The sequence below is a fragment of the Amycolatopsis sp. SID8362 genome (assembly GCF_010550475.1).
In the GTDB taxonomy this organism is placed as follows: domain Bacteria; phylum Actinomycetota; class Actinomycetes; order Mycobacteriales; family Pseudonocardiaceae; genus Amycolatopsis; species Amycolatopsis eburnea.
On record NZ_JAAGNB010000884.1, the window covers coordinates 1 to 2,129 of the forward strand.

Consider the following 2,129-nt stretch of genomic DNA (forward strand, 5'->3'; position numbering starts at 1 on the left):
CCGGCGTCTGGTCGTTCCGGCTGCCGGAGAACCGGCGGCTGGTGCCCGACACCGTGTTCCGGCTGGGACGGCACCTCGGCCCGCTGCAGTTCGGGTTCGAGATGGGCACCGGCGTGCGCACCTACCTGCCCAGCGGGCTGCCGTACGTCGCCGCGATCGCCGTGGCGCTCACCGCCCCGCTGCCCGCCGCGCTGGCCGCGGGCGCCGGGTTCGGGCTCGGCCGCGCGCTGATGACCACGGCGAACAAGCGGTACGACACCGAAGGCGGCTGGGACGGCGAGTGGCTGGCCCACGGCCGGGTCCTCCGGCTGCTGACCACCGCCGCCTTCGCCGTCCCGCTCGCCGTCGTCACCCTGCTGACGTCGTCCGGCACCCACTGAGCCCACGCCGCCCGCCCGATGCGCCGCGGTGGTCGTGAGTGTTTAGGAGGGTTAGAACCCGACTAAACACTCACGACCCGCCCGGCCACCGCCACCGCCGACCTCGCCGTCGTCACCCTGCTGACGTCGTCCGGTACGCCCTGAGCACGGTCTGGGTGACGCTGTTCCCTTCGGTGTCGCGGGCCGTGATGCGCAGCGAGACAAAGCTGTCCGATGCCGGATTGCGCACCACCGCCAGGCCGCCGTCGCCGATCCGGACGGCGTGCGCGTCCGCCCACGTCACGCCGTCGTCCGCGGACGTCTCGACCCGCAGGTCCGCGAGGCGGAAGGCGCTCGCGCCCGGCTGCCGCTGCGCGGTCAGGGAGAGCAGGAACGGGCGGCCCGCCGGGGCCCGGCTGTCGTCGTCGAGCGCGCCTTGGGCTCGGACCACCAGCAGCGGCGGCGGAACGGCCGGGCCGGTGTCGCGGAACGTCCACGCCACGTCGACGTGGGTGCCCAGGAGCGACCACGGCACGCTGCGCGTGGCGACCGACCGCAGGGTGAGCGGGCCCCCGCCGCCGGGCACGGTGAACGCCCCGAAGGCCGGATCGGCCGTGCTGCCCAGCTCGACCCCGCCGCGCGACAGCGTCGCTGTGCCGGTCAAGCCCAACGGCGGCGCGCTGTACTGCTCGGGGTCGCTGCCCGAGACGATCGGGATCGCGTAGGTGAGCTGGTCACCGGCGCGCAGCACGCCCCAGCCGTCGCGTGGCGCGCCGAACGCGGGCCCGACCGGGCCGCTGTTCCAGTCGGCGCGCTGGGCTCCGGGCCGGTAGGTGCGGTAGGAGAACTGATTCTCCGAGTCGGTCAGCGTCGGCGGGTACACCGCGAGGATGTGCTGCCAGCTCACCGACGGTCCCGGCGTGTAGTACTCCGTCCGCCGGCTCGGCAGCGTGTGCGGCAGGATCTGGTACGCGCCGCTGTCCGCGCCCGGGAACCCGAACGACGCGTAGTCGACGCGCAGGCCGTCTGTCTCGCCGCCCTGCGTGCGATAGCGGGCGTCGACGGCCGCGAGATCCTTGTCGCGCACCCGGAACACCGGGTCGGCGGGCACGCGGCTGCGTTCGAGCAGCGCCAGCTGGTAGACGTACCCGGCCGGGTCGGCGCCCGGCTCGCGGGCGGCCAGCGTGGCCCGGAAGTACAACGCGTAGGTGTGGTCGGTGACGCGGGCGCCGGAGCCCGCCGCGTACAGCTCGTTGCCCGGCTGGACGAGCCAGGCGAGCGTGCTGGTGCGGTCGCCGGCCGGGTTCCCCGACACCAAGCCGAGTTCGCCCGACTGCAGGTGCGCGTCGGCGTGGTCGACGACCGCGCGCACCGGCTTGCCCTCGCGGGCGTCCAGCGTGAACGACGTGGTCCCGGTGATCGCGACGCCCGGCTTCGACAGCAGCGTGACCGCCTGGCCCGCCACGGCGAACGCGTCGAGGTCGTAGCTTCCCTTGGGCACCCGGACCACGGCCACGCCGTCGGCCCCGATCGGCCGGACGCCGAACGCTTCCCCGGTCGTGGTGCTGACGAGCTTCGCGATGCCCGCGCCGGGCCCGCCGTCCCGGCCGGTCAGCCGGACCGTGACGTCGTAGCTCTCCCGCTCGAGGGACGCGCCGAACGCGGTCTGCACGGCGATCCCCGGTGCCGTCGCGCTCAGCCTGCCGCTGTGCGGCCCGGTCGCCGCCGCCGTGGGCCGCAGCGTGACGCCGACGTCGGCGGTGCCGTGCG

The 2,129-nt window shown here is 75.0% G+C and carries 1 protein-coding gene and 1 pseudogene; one reads left to right on the forward strand and one right to left on the reverse strand.

Translation table 11 applies throughout. The features are described 5' to 3' along the window. Positions 1-380, forward strand: a 380-nt coding sequence (locus tag G3I65_RS27670) for a hypothetical protein (protein WP_160698718.1), incomplete at its 5' end; no start/stop codon positions are given. Positions 381-492: 112 nt separating this feature from the next. Here the strand turns inward: G3I65_RS27670 and G3I65_RS27675 are convergent. Next, positions 493-2,129: pseudogene (locus G3I65_RS27675) on the reverse strand (serine protease); the annotation flags it as partial.